Below are 18,353 nucleotides of genomic sequence, written 5' to 3'. Positions count from 1 at the left end.
TTATGTACAAAGTTGTATTTTTCGATGTTGACGGTACGTTATTAAGTGAGATTGATAGAAGCATGCACGAAAGTACAAAAGAAGCGATACGAAGGTTAATAGATAAAGGAATTCACGTAGTTGTTACAACTGGAAGACCGTATAGTTTATGCTCACAATTTAAGGAACTAGGTATAAATACGTTTATTTCAGCAAATGGTGCACATATAAAATGTGGGAAAGAAGTTATACATAAATCAGTACTTTCAAGCGAAATCGTTCATGATATTTCAAATTTTGCTGAATTACATGGTCACAGTGTTTCTTACTTTACAGAAGAATTTGCAATGAATAATATTGCTTCCAAAGATGAACGTGTCATGCGAGCGTTAAATGAAACTTTAAATTTAGAGCGGTATCCTGACAAAGTTAGAAACTTATCAGATGAGATGTATTGCATATGTCTGTATGCTGATGATACAGAAGCTCAAAAATTCATTGAAAGATATCCAGCACTTACGTTTGAGCGTTTTCATGGTTACGTTATAAATGTATTGGAAGATAGTAAAGTATCGAAGCTAACTGCAATTCAAAAAGTATTGGAACATTTAAACATTAGTAAATTAGAAGCCATTGCTTTTGGCGATGGTGGAAATGATATTGAGATGTTGCAGTATGTAGGATTAGGAGTTGCGATGGGAAATGGTGGAGAGGAGTTGAAGAGAAGGGCTGATTTCGTTACAACGAAGGCGAGTGAAGGCGGAATTTCTTATGCCTTAAAGAAGTTGCGAATTATTTAAAACTAATAGTTAGTCAGTGTGAAAAATCCTGTTTTAATAATGGCTTTTGTTAATATGTATACTGTTTTAGGGAATTATTTGAGCTCTCCTACTTACAATTTAACTGCAGAACAAATCCTTTATTTTCGCTTAGCAGGGCTGTTTGGTATGTTGCTGTCACCACTTGCAGGTCTTTTAACAAAGAGGTTTGAAGTAAGGAAAGTTCTTCAAGGAGGATTGTTGATTGTTATTTTTAGTCTAAGTTCAATGGGCTTTGTTTCGGATCTATCTCTACTTGTAATGATGAGTGTCTGTTTTGTAATAGGTATTGCTATACCCGTTCCGTCTTTAGTTTCTCTTGGAGGTCAATTAGGAGGGAAAGCAAGGGGAATATACTTTTATTTTATTTTTAGGTACTAGTATAGGACCTATCATTTCTATTTATCTTATGAAAATAGGAGGTTATGCTCAAACATTTATTTTATTAGGAATGATACTTTTTATTGGTTTTGTAGCTAATTAATGAATGAGTGGAAAATCACTCAAATAAAGGAATGCGAGGATCTTTCATATGCTCGCATAATAAAATATGAATTTGTCCACGATGATGATAAAAGTGTGCAACGATTTCAAGTAACCATTCAAAGCGCGAATAAGAAATCCCCCAATAGGCAGTCATAACTTCTGCTAATTCTATTTGGGAGTAGGAAAGAAATGTTTTAGAGAGAAGGTTGTATCCTTCAATCATCGTTTGTTGCATGTGAGCAACTGTTACGGGTGTATGTTCTATATAAAAGGTATGTAATTCTTTTTCTGAAATACCATTTAAAATGAGTAAATCAGCATGACAAATAAGAGAAAGATGTGCACACATTTCAAATAATGATCGTTTTGAGTGAATCGGTTGTATTTTTAAATCGTTTTCACTATATTGGTTAAGCATATAAATAGAAGTATCAATAGCAACTTTTAGTTGATGCAATGCAGATTGAACAAACATTGTAATTCTCCTCGTCTCCGTATATAATAGTTTCTTGAGGATATTATATCATACTCAAAATTCCGAAAATTCTAGTAGTTTGACTAGCATAATGAAAAGTATTATATTGTAAAAGGTCATATGAAACGTGAAATAGAATGGAATGCAATTATTGAGTTAGGAGTTAGACCAATGAGTTTGAAATATGGAAGAGATACAATTGTAGAAATTGACTTAAATGCTGTAAAACATAATGTAAAAGAATTTAAAAAACATGTAAATGATGAAGAAATTAAGATGATGGCTGCTGTAAAAGCGAATGGGTATGGCCATGGGGCAGTTGAAGTTGCCAAAGCTGCAATTGAAGCTGGGATACATCAACTTGCAGTTGCATTTGTAGATGAAGCAATAGAATTAAGAGAAGCAGGAATTACTGTGCCGATTTTAATTTTAGGATACACACCAGTAGCGGCTGTAGAAGATGTAATTCAATATGACGTTATGATGACTGTTTATAGAGTAGAAGATTTACATGGTATAAATGAAATTGCAAACCGTCTTCAAAAGAAAGTACAAATTCAAGTGAAAATTGATACAGGAATGAGTCGTATCGGTTTACAAGAAGAAGAAGTTAAACCATTTTTAGAAGAATTAAACCGTATGGAGTATGTAGAGGTAGTAGGGATATTTACGCATTACTCTACGGCAGATGAAATCGATAAATCATATACGAATATGCAAACAAGTTTATTTGAAAAGGCTGTTAATACAGCGAAAGAATTAGGAATTCAAATACCATATATTCATAGTTCAAATAGTGCGGGATCAATGGAATTAAGTAACACATTTCAAAATATGGTACGCGTTGGAATAGGAGTGTACGGTATGTATCCATCAAAAGAAGTGGATCATTCAGTCGTTTCTTTACAGCCTGCGTTGTCGTTAAAATCAAAAGTAGCTCATATTAAACATGCGAAGAAGAATCGTGGTGTAAGTTATGGGAATACGTATGTAACAACTGGTGAAGAATGGATTGCGACTGTACCAATTGGTTATGCTGATGGTTATAATCGTCAATTATCTAATAAAGGCTATGCGTTAATTAACGGGGTTCGAGTACCTGTTATTGGCCGTGTTTGTATGGATCAGTTAATGTTGGATGTTTCAAAAGCGATGCCAGTACAAGTAGGAGACGAAGTAGTATTCTACGGTAAACAAGGTGAAGAAAATATCGCAGTAGAAGAAATAGCGGATATGTTAGGCACAATAAACTATGAAGTTACATGTATGCTAGATAGAAGAATTCCGCGTGTCTATAAAGAAAATGACGAAACAACTGCAATTGTAAATATATTAAGAAAAAACTGAATCATTTCGATTCAGTTTTTTTATTCATATCAAATGCGAATATACCCTCGTTATGTAATACGGAGTAAACTTTGCGAAACACACTTTTTAGTTCATCTAAATTAAACTATCACCGGCAGAGATGACCAGTCCCGCAACAAAAATCTAATATACGAGAGTAGGGAAGAGCATCTTGTAAAACGAGGCTGGATAGGAGTATTCAACAAAATGTCCCCAATGTTTATTATAGATGTCTGCTAAAATATCATAATTAAAATAAATTGTTTTTTTAACATATGTATTCACCTAAAAATTCATTAAATTATAATAGTCATGCCTCGTGTTAATTTCAAAACCACATTGTGTATATAGTTTTAAAGCGTGGATATTTTTCGTTTCGACGTCTAACTCAATTGTTGAAACTCCTTCTGTAATAAGAGTATGTACTATATTACAAAGAATATCTTTTCCGTATCCTTTACCTTGATAAGAAGGATGAACGGCGAATCCTGATAGTGTAGTAGATTGCTCTTGTTTAGAAACTGTAATTGTTCCTATCACTTTTTCAGCAATAAGGGCACTGTAAACTTGATGGGAAGATGAATTCATCATTTTTTGTAACCATGTGGTCGTATTTTCTACTGAATCACCAAAAGCTTTACTAGAAATTTTAATAAGATCAAGAAGTGATTCTGAAGGTGCAAGAGTAAGCTGTATATTATTATCTGTTGTTTTTTGAATTTTGTTTGTTTTGCACTCCATACTATATTCACTATATAAATATGGTAACTTCATATGTTTTACAAATTCATTCCCAGAAATAGAATCCCCATTAATAATAAGAAGAGCTTCATCTGTCTCTCTATTTTGTATTTCTTTCATTGCAGTTTGTAAAAGGATAGTTCCGAAACGTTGTTTTCTAAAATGAGGATGTACAAAGCCTATTAGTTCAAGCTTTGTTGGTCTTTCGAAATCATACATATTTAAAGCGCCAATTAATTGAGTACCGTTATAAAGAAGAAAATCGTTTATATAATCTTCATTTCGATTTTTTAAAAAGTTGATATGTAAATCTGAAGAGTAATCAAGATTGTCTTGTTGCCCACAAATATAAGCCAAATCCTTCATTTGCTGTATTTCACTTTCTGTTACATAACGCTTTTTCTGAATATCCATTGTATACTCCCTCTCATTTGTATTTAAAAATAGGATGGGTGACTTAACCATTTCTTTAATTCCACATTACCTTGCACAGATAACAGTCGGTATAAATAACGATAAGGCTGTCTATATTCTTCTAATTGAGGAATAGACATAATTGTTTCGTAACCACTTTTAAAGGTATGCGATTTTTTCTGTAAATTCTATAAATTCATTATATAACAGATGATGTGTTATGAGGATAAAGATAAAAAGATAGACAGCATACTTACATTTATAGTGAAAACTCATTAAAAATATTATATTTCTCTATTTTTGTATGAATTGTCTAAAAATAATGGTGGTAATACTTGAATGTAAGACTCGTATCTTTAAATCTATGAAGAGTAAAAGTAAAATTAAGCATTCATTTATAAGATTGTGAATCACAATAATGTAGACTATAGAAAATATTTCTCAATAATAAAATGAAGAGAAAAGCATGAAGAAGTAGAATGCATTCATTTATAATAGACTTAAATTAATTAATATAATTAATTGTTAATTTTATTATATTAATTGGATAGGAGAGAATGTTATGGCAAATGTACTCGTAATAAATTTTCCTGGGGAAGGTCATATTAATCCGACTTTAGCTGTTGTAAGTGAGTTAATTCAGCGAGGGGAAACAGTTGTTTCTTATTGTATTGAAGATTATAGAAAGAAGGTTGAAGCAACAGGTGCGGAATTCCGAGTGTTTGAGAATTTTCTCTCTCAAATTAATATTATGGAACGAGTAAATGAAGGTGGGAGCCCTTTGACGATGCTATCTCATATGATTGAAGCATCAGAGCGTATTGTTACTCAAATTGTAGAAGAAACAAAAGAGGAAAAATATGATTATTTAATATATGATAATCATTTTCCAGTAGGACGTATTATAGCGAATATTTTACAATTACCAAGCGTTTCATCCTGTACAACGTTTGCTGTTAATCAGTACATTAATTTTCATGATGAGCAAGAATCAAGACAAGTAGATGAAATGGATCCATTATATCAATCTTGTTTAGCGGGAATGGAAAGATGGAATAAGCAGTATGGAATGAAATGTAATAGTATGTATGATATTATGAACCATCCTGGTGATATTACGATTGTATATACTTCAAAAGAATATCAGCCACGTTCAGAGGTATTTGATGAATCGTATAAATTTGTAGGTCCATCAATTGCTACTCGAAAAGAAGTGGGGAGTTTTCCTACCGAAGATTTAAAAAATGAAAAAGTGATTTTCATTTCTATGGGAACAGTTTTTAATGAACAACCTGCTTTGTATGAAAAATGTTTTGAAGCGTTTAAAGATGTTGATGCGACAGTCGTATTAGTCGTTGGTAAGAAGATAAATATAAGTCAATTTGAAAATATCCCGAAAAACTTTAAGTTGTATAATTATGTCCCGCAATTAGAAGTTTTACAGCATGCTGATGTATTCGTGACACATGGTGGTATGAATAGTTCGAGTGAAGCGTTATATTACGGTGTTCCATTAGTTGTAATTCCGGTAACAGGAGATCAGCCATTCGTTGCAAAACGATTGACTGAAGTAGGGGCAGGAATAAGACTTAATCGCAACGAGTTAACTTCTGAATTATTACGTGAGACTGTAAAGAAAGTAATGGATGATGTGACGTTTAAGGAGAATAGTCGTAAAGTGGGAGAGTCGCTTAGAAATGCCGGTGGATATCAAAGGGCAGTTGAGGAAATATTCAAATTAAAAATGAAGCCGTACGTAAAGATTAAATAGATGTTAAAAACACACTTACTTTTAATTTGTAAGTGTGTTTTTAGTATTACGCGTTACATGTGTTACATAAAAATAGCGATAAAGGAGAAACTTTTGTGTATATAAATCGATACCTTTGAATTAGTAGTAAAATTACGTTAAAATAATACTAAGAAAATATATAAGTTTTGGGGGTAATGAATGAAGAAAGTATTTGAATACGTATTATTAACAATTGGCTCAATTATAGTAGCAGGTTCATTAGAGCTTATTTTAGCACCTAATGGATTAGTAGATGGCGGGGTAACGGCTATTGCTATTATGGCAAATAAAGTTGCAGGATTGCCGCTTTATGGTGTGTTCTTAGGAATTAATATCCCAATTTTATTATTTACTGCAAAAGTAATGGGAAAGAAATTTTTTATCCGTACATCTTATGCGAATGTAGTTACAACACTCGGATTAATTTATTTAAAACCCTTTCCAGCAATTACGACTTCTGAGTTATTAATTGTACTTTATGGTGGAGTACTGTTTGGAATTGGTGTTGGGATTGTTGTTAAAATGGGTGGAGCAATTGACGGTTCGGAAATGTTAGCAGTTTGGATGAATAAACACTTTAATGTACCGATTAGTACATTTTTACTTGCAGTAAATGCAGTTATTTTCATCTTTGTTGCCATTTTATTTTCAATCGAACAAGCGATGTTCTCATTAGCAATTTTCTATATTGTTACGAAGATGATTGATTTTATATTAGATGGTATTAATCAAGGTAAGAGCGTTATGATTATTTCTGGTAAGAATAAAGAAATAGGCGATTTACTTATGAAAGAATTGCAACTATCTGTTACGTATCTACATGGAGAAGGTGGTTTTTTAGGGGAGCATAAGAGAATCATTTATTGCATTACAAACCGATTCATTTATCCGAAAATGAAAGATCTCGTTCTCTCTGTAGATCCAGCCGCTATAATCGAAGCTTCCTATTCAACAGAAACGACTGGTGTGAAACGTCCGGGAAGGAAAGCTAGGTCAGGTGAATAACTAGAAGAAGGCTGTCCAAAAAGTTATTTTGGACAGCCTTCTTTTTTATTTTGTTGAATTGTTAACATGTTACAAGTTAAATCCACTGTTAAAAAGTTTCCTTGCAACTAGGAAACCAAGCGTCTTTTAATAATGTAGCCAACGTTTCAATTTTATTTTCTGGAATACTACCAAAGCCGAGTAATACGTATGATTCCTTACGTAAATCATTCACGAAATCATATGGAGAAAGTGGGTATAATTTAACGCTTTGTTTTTTAGCGGATTCAATCAGTTCATTTTCATTCATACTGTTATGGACACATAAAACAATATGAAGTCCGGACTGTTCGCCAAGAATTTGAACATTAGCCCCCATTTCTTTCATAATGGATTTTACTAACGCATGATGTTTTCTTTTATATAGTGTACGACTCCGATTAAGGTGACGTTCCCAATTCCCGCTTTGTATAAAGTTAGCAAAAGCAAGTTGTTGTATTGTAGCGACTGTTTGTTTGAAAATTCCATGCAGTTCTTGATATGTTTTTAAAAGGTGTGGTGGTAAAACAACATATCCCATTCGTAAAGAAGGTAAAAAAGATTTTGAGAAAGTTCCCATATAAATAACGCGTTCATTTGAATCAAGACTTTGTAAAGAAGGAATCGGCTTACCAGCGTAGCGAAACTCTCCGTCATAGTCATCTTCAATAATGTATCCGCTGCAATTATTAGCCCACTTTAACAATTCTAATCTTCTAGATAAAGGCATAATAATCCCGAGCGGAAATTGGTGTGATGGTGTAACGTATGCGACATTGGAATTTGTATTGTATAAACTAGAAATATCAATCCCTTTTTCATCCAATGGTATGGGATGAATTTGTCTATCACAGCTTTTAATGATTGCGTGTATACGGTGAAATCCAGGGTTTTCAATGCCGTATTCTTTTGTAGGGCCAAGCAGTTGAAGTAGCAGCCAGAGAAGTGGCTGCGTTCCGGCGCCAATCACAATTTGATCAGGTGAAGAATGGACACCGCGAGAATGATATAAATATGTTGATATATGCTCTCGAAGAGCGAATTCACCTTGAGGGTCTTCTTTGGCAAATAGTGCATTTTCGTATGTAAGTATGGATTCTTGTAATGCTCGTTTCCAATTTGTAATCGGAAATGCATTTTGATCAATAAGTCCTTGGCTACAATCATATTCAAATTTTTCGTCTATCAAATTGCTCGTCTTCTTTGCTGCATTTCGCTTTTTATTTGGGATAACGTCAATATCGAAATTTGCTACAAAAATACCACGTTTCGGTTTACTTTCTACATAACCTTCAGCTAATAATTGTTGATAAGCTGATTCAACAGTAATGCGGCTAATATTAAGTTGTGATGCTAAATTTCTGTGTGAGGGTAGACGTGTGCCGACAGAAATAGTCCCTTGTATAATTTCAGCTTTTATATATTCGTAAATTTGCAAGTAAATAGGTGTGTTACTTTGTAATTGCAATGGGATAGTAAAATCCATATAAAACTCTCCTTTAAAACTGGCCTTATAAAAAACACTTAAACTGTCACTTAAGTGAAGGGCAGTTACTTTCTATAATAATGATATAACATTTAGAAAATTAAATAAATAGTTAGAGGAGAGTTAAAAATGAATGTTAAAGAAGTAGTAACAGAAGAGCAATTACATGAAGTATTACCTGTTTTACAGCAATTACGAATGAAACTTTCAAAAGAGGAAACAAGCTCTTTATTTCGAAATATGAAAGAAGAAAATTATAAACTATTTTCGCTGCGTAATGAGAATGATGAAGTTGTTAGCCTTGCAGGTGTAGCGATTTGTACGAACTTTTATAATAAGAAACACGTTTTCGTATATGACCTTGTAACAGCAGAAGCACATCGTTCAAAAGGACATGGGAAAGTATTACTCTCGTATATAGAGAACTGGGGAAAGGAAAACGGATGTGAGTCTATCGTCCTCACGTCAGCATTTTCAAGAATTGATGCTCATCGTTTTTATGAAAGAGAAGGGTATGATAAGGTGAGTTATTCTTTTTATAAAGAATTATAAAAAATAAGAAGAAGCTGTCCTGCAAAAGTTGGGAACAGCTTCTTCTTATTTTTTTAAGTTATTATTGAACCGTAAATAGGTTGTAAGTTATGGTATATGTATTTGAAAAGGTTATATAGTGTATTTTGTCGAATTGTTTTAATTTAATAAAGAGGATGATTGGAGCGCTTATACTTGAAAAAAATAAAGAAACTATCAATCCCTAATGATGCTAGAGTTATTGTCATATCTGATATTCATGGAGAATTAAATCTTTTAAAAGAAGCACTACATAAAGTTAACTTTAAAGATGAAGATTATTTAATTATTAATGGAGATCTTTGCGAGAAAGGACGAGATAGCGTAGGCGTAGTAAACTACGTTATGAATCTTGTAAAGAACAATTCAAAGGTTCACGTTGTTGAAGGGAATTGTGAAGTTTTAGTTGATGCTCTTCTAAATGAAAATCCTGGTCTTATTAATTATTTATGTACGAGGAAGCATTCAATTTTTAATGAATGGCTAGAGCAATTGGGTTTTTCAGTTCATGAGGGCACTTCAATTCGTGAAGTGAAAGAAGCATTGTTAAGTGAATTTTCACAAGAACTATATTGGCTAACAGAGTTGCCAACAGCGATTGAAACAGAAGATTATATTTTTGTGCATGCCGGTCTAGAAGATAGAGTAGATTGGAAAGAAACTGAGCGCAAAAATGCGATAGCAATGCCGGAGTTTTTCAATCAATCACATAAAGCAAATAAGTATGTAATAGTCGGTCATTGGCCTGTCGTGAACTATTCTGAAGAAGCACCGTCTAATAATCCAGTTATTGATAAGGAGAAAAAAATTATTGCAATTGATGGAGGAAATGCAATTAAAGAAGCAGGGCAATTAAACGTATTTATTATTCAGAGGAAACAAACGGGCGATACGTTTTCTTATACATATGTAGACTATTTTCCAGAGTACGAAGTAATAGCGGATTTTAATGCGAATTCAGAAATGCAGGGCGGAGTGACATATCCGTATTATTACATAGAGCCTATCGAGAAGATGCAAGATTACACCGTATGTAAACAAAAGGAAACGAATAATGTGCTCACTGTAAAAAATGAATATATGAAACAACTTAAGTCAGGTGAATATACAGTGAAAACCGATATTTCTTGTGCGCAAATAAGCGTTAGGAAGGGAGATATCGTTTCTCTCATTGATGATAGCTGTTCAGGATATGATTTAATTAAAAAAGATGGCGTAGAGGGTTGGATAGAGAAAGGGATTTTAGTTGAGATAGAAAAAGTGAAAAATAAAACATTAAGCTGAAATAGGAGGGATATAACCTCCTATTTTTTTAAAGGAGTAGATTGCTTGCTGTCTTTAATAAGTAAATAAATCGTACTTGGCAGAATGATAAGCGTCATTCCTAAAAGAATTGCTAGTATAGCATAACCTCTATAGGGATCAGAAACGATAAAAGGAAGTATCGCTAAAAAAATACCTGCTATCATCATTGAAATACTACTAATATTTGAAGCTCTTTTTTCAAGGTACTTATCATTCCATTCTAATGAAACGGTTGATTTAGTCGTATCAATTTTGGAACTGAAATAACCTATTAATATAAATAAAAGCCCTAATGCTAAAAATATGAAATGATCAAGAGGAAGTGAAAAGCCAAGAGCGATGAGGGCGATGACAATATCGACAAAAAATAAGAATAGTAACATTGTGTTGCCGATCCAATGGAGAAATTTCTGGTTACTCGCTGCTTTAGATAAAGCTAAAAATACAAAGAATAAGAAGGAACATATAATTATATTTACGATTACAAAAGTGCTTTTATCCATTGTTGATGTAGGCGTTCCATTAAAGTCCCATTTCGTAACAATACTTAATGGTAAGAAGAAATAGAGAATAATATTTGTCATAATAATAGTAAGAAATAAAGCAATACTAAATCGTTTATTCATTGAATCACCAGCTTTCTAAATCAATAATTGGTACCTTATAACAAAATTATACAATATAATAAATGATATTTGTTTTGATTTTTCAGAAAAAATATTATAATTATATTATGAAATAAAGAGGAGTGTAGGAGGAAATTATGAATAGCGTAATAGTAAAAGGGGATAAAGTAACAATTCGTACAATTGAAGAATCAGATATAAAAACATTATGGAATCTCGTGTTTAAAGAAGAAAATCCAGAATGGAAAAAATGGGATGCACCGTATTTTCCGTTTTCAATGCAAGAATACTCATCCTATAAGGAAAAGATGCAAACTCGTTTAAAAGAAGAACCGCTATCCAATTTAATTATAGAAAATAACGGTCAAATCATTGGGACAGTTGGGTTTTATTGGGAATACAAACCGACGCGTTGGTTAGAGATGGGGCTTGTGATTTATGACCCAACATACTGGAATGGTGGATACGGTACAGAAACATTGACATTATATAGAGATTTGCTATTTGAAAAAATGGAGATTGGTAGAGTAGGAATCACGACTTGGTCTGGCAATGAACGAATGATGAAAGTAGCGGAGAAAATAGGAATGAGCTTAGAAGGTAGAATGCGAAAGTGTCGTTATTATAACGGAACATACTATGATTCTATTCGAATGGGCATGATTCGTGAAGAATGGGAAGCGCTATGTGTAACGAAGGGGTGAGAAAGATTGTACGCTATTATTGCTACATTTGATCGTGTGTTTACTAATAAAATTACAGAACTGCAAAATGAATTAACAAATGTAATTGGAACAAATCAACTAGCTGGAGTAGAACCTCATATTACGTTAGCTGATTATAATGAGTTAGATGTTCATTTGTATACTGAGAAACTAGGGGAGTTTGTAGCTATTCAAGAAAATATGGATGCAGTAACTTTTCCTTCTGTTGGAATTTTTCCTACTAATGGAACGGTCTTTCTAGCGCCGACTGTTACCAATGAATTGTTAAAACTTCATCATTCTTATCATGATTATTTTAAAACTTTTCATGACAACCCAAATTCATATTACGTACCGGGAAAATGGGTACCGCATTGTACAATTGCAAATAGATTACATACAAAGCAGTTTTTAAGTGTAATGGAATATATTTATGAGAAATTTGATTTTGTAACAGCTTCAATTGAGAAATTAAAATTAATTAAGGTGAATTATGAAAATGGTTCTGCCATTTCTTCTAGTATATTAGCAGAATATAATTTAAAGAGAATGGAGACATCGAGATGACATATATAATTAGAGAAATGAAGCAAGAAGATATTCATGCTGTACAATCAGTAGCAAAAATAGCTTGGCATGATACATATGAAGGCATTATTCCAAGAGAAATTCAAGACAGTTTTTTAGACGAGGCATATTCTGATGAAAAAATGAAATATCGTCTTAAAAATACGCATTTATTCGTTGCGGAAGAAGAAGGAGAAGTAATAGGGTTTGCGAACTTTTCACCTGTTAGACTACAAAATGAAGCGGAATTAGGTGCGATTTATTTGTTACCAGATCAGCAAGGAAAAGGGATCGGAAGTGCTTTATTACAAAAAGGAATTAAAGCATTAAATGGGATACGGAAATTGTACATACATGTAGAAGCAGCAAATGAAAAAGGAAAACGCTTTTATGAAGCGAAAGGTTTTGCTGAATTAGAGCAATTTGAAGAAGACTTTGAAGGACATATGATGCAGACAGTAAGGATGGTTTTATACGTATAAGGAGAACTAGTAATGAAAATTTTTGATTTTAGTGAAAAAGTAGGAAAGCACCTATCAGTATTTCAACCTAATTTCATCATGTCGAAAATATTAAACCATCGAGGGAATATACATATCGGTGCTATGCATTTACACGAGAATGGAATCATCGGTAATCATGAAGCAGTTGTATCTCAACTGCTTCTTATTGTGAAAGGAGCAGGATATGTATGTGGGGTAAATAAAGAAAAGATAAATATAGAGGCGGGACAAGCTGTGTTTTGGGAAAAGGGAGAGCTCCATGAAACAAGTACAGAACACGGATTAACAGCAATTGTTATGGAAGCGGAGAATCTTGAACAAGCGATAGTAATGCCTATTATTCAAGGGGAGTTGTGAAAAATGATTGTTAAGGCGAATCAAGAAGATACCAATGAAATATTAAAATATTCGGCTCAATCGCTTTTTGAAGGGACGAGAGGGAATTGTCAATTAAGTACCGAGAAAGCAATTGAGATTACAAAGCCGATTGTAGAAAAAGGAGCATGCTATTTAATTATTAAAGAAAAAAATAAAGTAATGGGATGGATATTAATAGGGGAAAATACAGACTATTTTTCTCGTGAAAAACTTGGATTTATATATGAATTGTACGTTTTCCCAGAATATCGCGGGAGAGGATTATCGCGAGAACTGATGGAAGCTGGTATTAAGGAATTAAAGGAGAAGTATTCAGAAATTCGGTTGAATGTATTTGCTGGGAATTTTGCAAAAGAGATGTACGAAGAGTTTGGGTTTGTTGAAAGGCAGGTAATTATGACTTTGAAGTGAGTAGAATAGTCTGAATGAGAGAAGAGAAAATAATGATTTAGTGGCTACTTTATCGCTGGAATTTAAAGCGAATAAGTATAAAATAGATGGTTTGCCTTTATTTTATAGTAGATTTATAGAGTGTGCTTAAAAAACAAATAAATTAGTATTATACAATATATCGTTATTATAGTAAAAGAGAAATTTTGGAAAAATATCATTTTTTTGTTTAGAAATTTTTAAATTATTGATATAATCAATTTGTAGAATTGATTATTGGTTAATTTTACTATTTTTTAATTTTAAGGGGGATTTAATAATGGCAGGACAAATTCGTATGTCACCAGAGGAGCTTAAATCGAAAGCGACTCGATATGGACAAGGTGCAAATCAAATTGAGGACATTTTACGTCAACTACAAAACTTACAAAATGAATTAAGAGGAGAATGGGAAGGTCGTGCTTTCGAAGGTTTTGACCAACAGTTCAATCAATTAAAGCCAAAAGTACAAAACTTCGCACAGCTATTACAAGAAATTAATATGCAGCTTAATAAAACTGCAGAAGCTGTTGCTAGACATGACGAAGATCTTTCTCGTAATTTCGGTCTACAATAAGACAGATAAAAAGAAATATATAATTTAGCCATGCAACCATACGTTGTATGGCTAAATTACTTTAAAACTAGAGTAAGATACGAAGTCTTTCATTAGATAGACTCGCAGTCGCAGGAGTGATAAGTAGTGAAAAAGTTCAAATGGAGCATCTTGTTGTTTATTATTTTAGCTCTTGTACTATCAACAGGGGTCTCCTATTTAGCATTAAATCAAAATGTTAAGAAAGCTAATGAGAATACTACACCAAAAATGACAGTTGCGTTGGTAAATGAAGATCAGGGCACTGTATTTGAGGGCAATAAAATAGCGTTTGGAGATCAATTTGTTAAAAATGTAAATAAAAATACGAAACAAGAATGGTACGTAGTTAGCCGCGGGGTAGCGGAAAATGGATTGAAAAATAATAATTACAATATGATGATTGTTATTCCAAATGATTTTTCTAGGAAGGCAGTTGCGATTGATTCAGAGATTCCAGAGAAATTAACGTTAAACTACAAAGTAAATGCAACTGGGAATAAGGATTTGAAAGCTGAGGCAGAAAATACAGCTTCTGTTATTTTAGAAGATTTCAATAAGCAAATAATCGACGTTTATTTTGCGAGTATTATCGGTAAGCTACAAGGTGCACAAGATAATATAGGTAAAATAATTGAAAAAGGAAACGTTCAAACAACTATGTATAAAAAAGATATACATAGTCCGTTAGCAAATTACACAAATCAATTTAAAACAGTACAAGATTATACAGGTGTTTCTGTTAATAGTTTCAAAGGATTTCAGGATGTTTTAAAAGGTTTCGGTCAAGCGTTAGATGAAGGGAATAAATCTAACAGTACGTACTTAGATGGTTTTAATAACTTTCAAAAAATGCAAACTGATAACAATTTGTTAGCGAATAATTTCACAAATCAATTCAATCAATATATGAATGATATGAATACAGGCGATGCTTTAAAGCAATTAAGTGCATTGGAATCCGCTAATAAAATTATTTCAAATCAATTTACGTTTTCAGAGAAAGAACCGAATATTTTAACTGATGCTGCAGCGATTCAAAAATATTTAGCAGATGTAAAAAAACAAGTATCTGAATATGATACAGAACTTGCAGGAAAGTTAGAAAGTGATATTCAAGAGACGGTAATTAAGAAGTTAAAGCAATCTATGTCGAATGATGGAAAGCAAGAAATCTTCATAAATACATTAATGAAACAACCAGATGCTCGAATAAAGAAACAAATCGAGAATTTAATTGCGAAATTACCTAGTTTAAACATGGAAGAAATCGGTCAAAGTGATTTGCCAGATACAACGAAATTACAACTGCAAAATGTAATTCAATTTACAAAAAAATATAATAAAGAAAATAATTTTTATTATGATCCTGTAAATAAAATATCTTTAGGAAACGCTATTAAAGAAGTAAAGGATAGACTTTATACAGAGGGAATTACATTTAGTGATACTGCGAAAGTAATTAAAATGGAATCTCCGCAAATTTTGAAGATAAGTATTCCGGAAGAGTTTGAACTATATGGAAGTACAGAAGCTTTGAAGATTGATGATGTGGATTACACAAGTATGTTTCTGGAGAAAAACGGAGAAATCACTATACCTCCTCGTAATGAAGGGGATATAAAAATTAATTTGAATGTGAAGTTAAAAGATCCAAACATCAATATAGATGTTTTCTCTCCTGTAATGTGGCAGTGGGAATTGAGTGGGACTCATAAAAAAGAAACTAGTCCTGAAAAAGAAAAACCTAACAAAGAAGATAAAGGAACACAAACGGAAAATAGCAAGGTGGAAAATGTGGTTCATAAATCACAGTATGGCATAATGCCGTTAGTACACAGTGCTAAAAACCCTATTATTAAAAAAATGGAAAACACAACAGGGAAAGATAACGGAACTGGAGGAAACCCAGGAGGCGGAACGGGAACAGACAACGGAACCGGAGGAAACCCAGGAGGCGGAACGGGAACAGACAACGGAACCGGAGGAAACCCAGGAGGCGGAACGGGAACAGACAACGGAACCGGAGGAAATCCAGGAGGCGGAACGGGAACAGACAACGGAACCGGAGGAAACCCAGGAGGCGGAACGGGAACAGACAACGGGACCGGAGGAAATCCAGGAGGCGAAACGGGAACAGATAACGGTAAAGTTACTGAAAGTACAACGAATCAAGTAGTACATCAAAAAGCAGAAGTATTAACAAAAAATATATCTAGTGTATTAATAAAAGAAGCAGTAGATACAGTCGAAAGTTATCAAGGTTTAATGAGCCTTTACGAAATGTATTATGGGATTGATTTAAGAACGAAAGATGTAGGTCCTAAGTTAGAAGAGGGAAGTTTAGATGCAATTGCGACGGATCAATCTTTGTACTACGTATTAAATAAACAAAGTTTAATTGATTTAATTTCAAATCTTGTTTCATCAAGTATTACTACAGAAATAAAGCAAGATATGTCAGGTTTAAAACAAAAAATAAACTCTTATCAACAATCTATTACTAGTGCGGATCAAAATTCTATGCTACTAGCGGAGAAATTAAATGGAACGACGCAACAAGCAACTAGTATGAATGAAAATTTAGGAGAGTATTTAAAAGGTTTAGCGAAATGGCGTGAGAATAGCTTAAAGCTAGTTGAAGAGCAGCAAGTATTAACAACAAATCATGCTGGTGAGCAAACAGCTATTTTATCGTTAGATTCTGGTATTAAATCATTAATGATGCAAAGTCAGTCATTGGTCGAAAGTTCGAAGCATAGTTTAGCAACTTCAGACGATGTATATAAAACATTTGATCAAATTAATGGACAAGCAAAAGAAATTCAAGACAGCGGAACGACAATTGTTTCAAAAGCTGATCTATTATTAAATGACTTTACGAAGAAAATGGAAGATGATAAATCATTCTCCAAAAACTTTACGAAAATTTTAGCGAATAGCCGTATTGGAGATCGTCAAAATGAGATGCTATATGACTTTTTAGCTAGTCCAGTTCAAAAGCAAAATGATGGAGTAATTGTAGCAGGAAATGCTTTTACACCATACTTAATTGTATTAACTTGTTTCATTGTTGCATTATTTACAGCATACGCAATTGCGAATCAAGAAAAGAAACGAATGCAATCAGATCATTTTGAAGAGAAATTCTCATTAATTGATATGAATGTACCAACTACAGTAGTAGCTTTCGGTATATCAATTGTGGAAGGGATTAGTATAGGTATCATTTCTGGGCGTCTTTTAAAGTTCGGTCAGGATCAAAGTTTACTATGGATTGCGTTCATCACATTTATTATGATGGCGTTTGTATTGGTCTCAACCTACTTATTACGACAAATAAAAATGGTAGGTATGTTTATACTATTAGTATTTTTAAGCATGTACCTATTTTTAACTGAGGCAGTTGGAAGTAAAGTAGATCAAATGTCTTCTGTCGGAAAGATACGTCAATTCTCACCGCTTCAGTATATAGAAAGTTTTCTAAATGATTTTATTAGTGGTAAAGATACTGGGAAAGTTATTTTTGTCGTATTGTTTGTAATTGCCATTATTGGATTGGTTAGTAATCTATTTGTATGGCATAAGAAATGGGAGGAAAAAGAAGTAAATGATCAAACAATGGAGCATAGTGGCTAAGTTATCATTTCTCTCTATCCTTTTACTGTTTGTCGCGCTACCGATAAGGAGCGCGGCTGACAGTTATCTTGGTGATGATGGGAAGATTAAGTTTAAAGTGGATCGACTTGAAGAAAGCGACCAAGAAAAAAATAAAAAGGAACATAAGGAAACAGAATTAGATAAAGCATCGATTGAGTTATTTAACAAAGATATAGAAGAAGAAATTGAGAAAAAGAAAAAGAAAGAACAAAAAGATATGGAAGCTTTGCGAGATTCTCTTTTTACAAAACCAAAAGAGAATAATAGTGTTAAAGATACGAAAAATAGTTTGTTTAGCAGTGAATACATTGTCAGAAAAAGTGCAGATGAAGTAGCGAGTAATGAAACAATGAATGAAGAGCCAATTAGTATAACAATAATATTATTATTTGGCGGCGGCATTCTACTTATTTGCATCGGTATTTATACGGTTCTTCGTAAAAGTTGGAGGTAAA

18 protein-coding genes and 3 pseudogenes are annotated in these 18,353 nt (G+C 33.0%); 15 read left to right on the top strand and 6 right to left on the bottom strand.

The features are described from left to right. Nucleotides 1–2: 2 nt before the first annotated feature. Together AU379_RS13810 and AU379_RS13805 are read left to right on the top strand one after the other, a co-directional pair. Nucleotides 3–779 (top strand): Cof-type HAD-IIB family hydrolase, encoded by a 777-nt coding sequence (locus tag AU379_RS13810; RefSeq protein WP_000278964.1) that lies wholly within the window; start codon nucleotides 3–5, stop codon nucleotides 777–779. A 30-nt stretch (nucleotides 780–809) separates the two neighbouring features. Continuing rightward, nucleotides 810–1,281 (top strand): annotated as a pseudogene (locus AU379_RS13805) (MFS transporter); the annotation flags it as partial. A gap of 15 nt (nucleotides 1,282–1,296) precedes the next feature. Here the strand turns inward: AU379_RS13805 and AU379_RS13800 are convergent. After that, the gene (locus tag AU379_RS13800; RefSeq protein ID WP_000498002.1) at nucleotides 1,297–1,758 is read right to left on the bottom strand and encodes a hypothetical protein; all 462 of its coding nucleotides are present in this window, start codon (nucleotides 1,756–1,758) and stop codon (nucleotides 1,297–1,299) included. Nucleotides 1,759–1,929: 171 nt separating this feature from the next. Between AU379_RS13800 and alr the strand changes: the two genes are divergently transcribed. Next, a complete protein-coding gene (gene alr / locus AU379_RS13795) occupies nucleotides 1,930–3,105 on the top strand; it encodes an alanine racemase (protein ID WP_001987589.1) in 1,176 nt (391 codons plus the stop codon). A 16-nt stretch (nucleotides 3,106–3,121) separates the two neighbouring features. On the opposite strand, the pseudogene AU379_RS30980 reads toward alr, so the two are convergent. The 3 genes and pseudogenes from AU379_RS30980 to AU379_RS29170 all read right to left on the bottom strand — a co-directional run. Beyond that, nucleotides 3,122–3,390: pseudogene (locus AU379_RS30980) on the bottom strand (class I SAM-dependent methyltransferase); the annotation flags it as partial. Further along, nucleotides 3,391–4,260, bottom strand: coding sequence for a GNAT family N-acetyltransferase (locus AU379_RS13790; RefSeq protein WP_061139417.1), 870 nt, complete (start codon nucleotides 4,258–4,260; stop codon nucleotides 3,391–3,393). It abuts the pseudogene before it with no gap. A gap of 23 nt (nucleotides 4,261–4,283) precedes the next feature. Continuing rightward, a pseudogene (locus AU379_RS29170) lies at nucleotides 4,284–4,442 on the bottom strand (nitrate reductase); the annotation flags it as partial. Between the two features lie 380 nt (nucleotides 4,443–4,822). Here AU379_RS29170 and AU379_RS13785 point away from each other — a divergent pair. Beyond that, the gene (locus AU379_RS13785; RefSeq protein WP_000024492.1) at nucleotides 4,823–6,031 is read left to right on the top strand and encodes a macrolide family glycosyltransferase; all 1,209 of its coding nucleotides are present in this window, start codon (nucleotides 4,823–4,825) and stop codon (nucleotides 6,029–6,031) included. 180 nt (nucleotides 6,032–6,211) lie between these two features. Then, nucleotides 6,212–7,057 (top strand): YitT family protein, encoded by an 846-nt coding sequence (locus AU379_RS13780; RefSeq protein ID WP_000755125.1) that lies wholly within the window; start codon nucleotides 6,212–6,214, stop codon nucleotides 7,055–7,057. Between the two features lie 88 nt (nucleotides 7,058–7,145). Here the strand turns inward: AU379_RS13780 and AU379_RS13775 are convergent, their stop codons facing one another. Beyond that, a complete protein-coding gene (locus AU379_RS13775) occupies nucleotides 7,146–8,561 on the bottom strand; it encodes a PLP-dependent aminotransferase family protein (protein WP_000348039.1) in 1,416 nt (471 codons plus the stop codon). Between the two features lie 129 nt (nucleotides 8,562–8,690). Here AU379_RS13775 and AU379_RS13770 point away from each other — a divergent pair, with 129 nt between their 5' ends. Continuing rightward, entirely contained in the window at nucleotides 8,691–9,113 is a 423-nt protein-coding gene (locus tag AU379_RS13770; protein ID WP_001101112.1) for a GNAT family N-acetyltransferase, read from the top strand. 174 nt (nucleotides 9,114–9,287) lie between these two features. Continuing rightward, nucleotides 9,288–10,415: a metallophosphoesterase gene (locus AU379_RS13765; RefSeq protein ID WP_000721385.1), complete on the top strand. Its 1,128-nt coding sequence runs from the start codon at nucleotides 9,288–9,290 to the stop codon at nucleotides 10,413–10,415. A gap of 20 nt (nucleotides 10,416–10,435) precedes the next feature. On the opposite strand, the gene AU379_RS13760 is transcribed toward AU379_RS13765, so the two are convergent. Next, nucleotides 10,436–11,062, bottom strand: coding sequence for a DUF1648 domain-containing protein (locus tag AU379_RS13760; RefSeq protein WP_061139416.1), 627 nt, complete (start codon nucleotides 11,060–11,062; stop codon nucleotides 10,436–10,438). 137 nt (nucleotides 11,063–11,199) lie between these two features. Here AU379_RS13760 and AU379_RS13755 point away from each other — a divergent pair, with 137 nt between their 5' ends. The 8 genes from AU379_RS13755 to essA all read left to right on the top strand — a co-directional run bounded on the left by AU379_RS13755 (nucleotide 11,200) and on the right by essA (nucleotide 18,352). Further along, nucleotides 11,200–11,766, top strand: a complete 567-nt coding sequence (locus tag AU379_RS13755; protein ID WP_001089593.1) for a GNAT family protein — start codon at nucleotides 11,200–11,202, stop codon at nucleotides 11,764–11,766. 6 nt (nucleotides 11,767–11,772) lie between these two features. After that, the gene (locus tag AU379_RS13750; RefSeq protein WP_000270892.1) at nucleotides 11,773–12,333 is read left to right on the top strand and encodes a 2'-5' RNA ligase family protein; all 561 of its coding nucleotides are present in this window, start codon (nucleotides 11,773–11,775) and stop codon (nucleotides 12,331–12,333) included. Further along, a complete protein-coding gene (locus AU379_RS13745) occupies nucleotides 12,330–12,815 on the top strand; it encodes a GNAT family N-acetyltransferase (protein WP_000221048.1) in 486 nt (161 codons plus the stop codon). Before AU379_RS13750 ends, AU379_RS13745 begins: the two co-directional genes overlap by 4 nt. Nucleotides 12,816–12,827: 12 nt before the next feature. After that, nucleotides 12,828–13,193 carry a cupin gene (locus AU379_RS13740; protein ID WP_030025429.1) on the top strand — a complete coding sequence of 122 codons (366 nt, stop codon included), beginning with the start codon at nucleotides 12,828–12,830 and terminating at the stop codon, nucleotides 13,191–13,193. 3 nt (nucleotides 13,194–13,196) lie between these two features. Beyond that, nucleotides 13,197–13,625 carry a GNAT family N-acetyltransferase gene (locus AU379_RS13735; protein ID WP_000635649.1) on the top strand — a complete coding sequence of 143 codons (429 nt, stop codon included), beginning with the start codon at nucleotides 13,197–13,199 and terminating at the stop codon, nucleotides 13,623–13,625. Between the two features lie 298 nt (nucleotides 13,626–13,923). Next, the gene (locus tag AU379_RS13730) at nucleotides 13,924–14,220 is read left to right on the top strand and encodes a WXG100 family type VII secretion target (protein WP_000918601.1); all 297 of its coding nucleotides are present in this window, start codon (nucleotides 13,924–13,926) and stop codon (nucleotides 14,218–14,220) included. A gap of 126 nt (nucleotides 14,221–14,346) precedes the next feature. Beyond that, the gene (gene esaA, locus AU379_RS13725) at nucleotides 14,347–17,877 is read left to right on the top strand and encodes a type VII secretion protein EsaA (RefSeq protein WP_061139415.1); all 3,531 of its coding nucleotides are present in this window, start codon (nucleotides 14,347–14,349) and stop codon (nucleotides 17,875–17,877) included. Then, nucleotides 17,849–18,352 (top strand): type VII secretion protein EssA, encoded by a 504-nt coding sequence (gene essA / locus AU379_RS13720; RefSeq protein ID WP_000595655.1) that lies wholly within the window; start codon nucleotides 17,849–17,851, stop codon nucleotides 18,350–18,352. Before esaA ends, essA begins: the two co-directional genes overlap by 29 nt. Nucleotide 18,353: the final 1 nt, after the last annotated feature.

The sequence above is a fragment of the Bacillus sp. JH7 genome (assembly GCF_001563515.1).
Classification (GTDB): Bacteria; Bacillota; Bacilli; order Bacillales; family Bacillaceae_G; genus Bacillus_A; species Bacillus_A cereus.
The sequence above is the reverse complement of the archived record's forward strand: the minus strand, read 5'-3'. Positions and strand labels throughout refer to the sequence as shown.